The following is an 846-nucleotide window of genomic DNA, read 5'->3' as shown; positions in this document are numbered from 1 at the left end:
TGCACCGCGATGATGGCCCCACTGTTGAGCAGTATGGCCCGCTTGACCACTTCCCGTGGGTAGATACTGGCGCTGTCCAAGGTGCCGCGAAACAGCTCCTCAAAGGCCAGTACACGATGTTGGGAGTCGAGGAACAGTGCACCAAACACTTCGTGCTCCCGGTCCTGCAGCAGGGTCTGCAGCCGCTCAGCGGCCTCTGTGGTACTGGTGATGGCGGAGCCTTTGGCAAGACGCTTGCGAGCAATCTGATTGGCGATACGCAACAGGTCTTGCTCGGTCACGGGTTCGGTGACGACATAGGTGCCGGGGCATTCCCCGGCTTTGAGTTTGTGGTAACGCATGTGGGGTTCTCCAAATAAACAAAACCCCGGCACACATAAAGCATGTCAGGGTTAAAGGTAGAGCGGTTGTTGGTTCACTGTGAGGGGTGTTCAGTTGGCCTTGGTGGCGGCTTCTGCTCCTGTTCCGGCTGTAGGGGTGCGCTTCACCGGCATCAGCGGTCCGGGGACCAGTACGTTGAGTAGGATAGCGAGCGCAACGCTCAGCCGTTCCGCCAGTTGGTAGGCCGGTCCTATGGTGTCGTAGTCAGCTACCTAGGTGGCCAGCGCCAACCCACTGCCCTCCACAGCCCGCAGGTAGACGCTGTAGTCCTGCACGGTCAGGCCACTGTCACGCACCACCTGAGTTTCCCCCTCTCGATTGATGGCTTCCAGCTCAACGGCTATCGGTTGTTTGGACATCGTGTGTCTCCTCTTGCGGTAAGGGGTCACTCTCCACGCGATAACCGTGATTAGTGCAGGTACGCTGCAGGTCAGCCAGGAAACTTGCCAACACACGGGGTTGCTC

Annotated in this window: 2 protein-coding genes; both read right to left on the bottom strand. The window is 58.9% G+C overall.

The genetic code is table 11. The annotated features are described in order from the left end of the window. Window positions 1–341 (bottom strand): JAB domain-containing protein (locus OKC40_RS22675; protein WP_270797049.1); only part of this gene is annotated, 341 nt, incomplete at its 3' end. Window positions 342–593: 252 nt separating this feature from the next. After that, a complete protein-coding gene (locus tag OKC40_RS22670) occupies window positions 594–740 on the bottom strand; it encodes a hypothetical protein (protein WP_225159555.1) in 147 nt (48 codons plus the stop codon). Window positions 741–846: the final 106 nt, after the last annotated feature.

The organism is Aeromonas sp. QDB11 (assembly GCF_027705265.1).
Lineage (GTDB): Bacteria > Pseudomonadota > Gammaproteobacteria > Enterobacterales > Aeromonadaceae > Aeromonas > Aeromonas allosaccharophila.
Note: the sequence above shows the minus strand (reverse complement) of the source record. Positions and strands in the feature narration are given on the sequence as shown.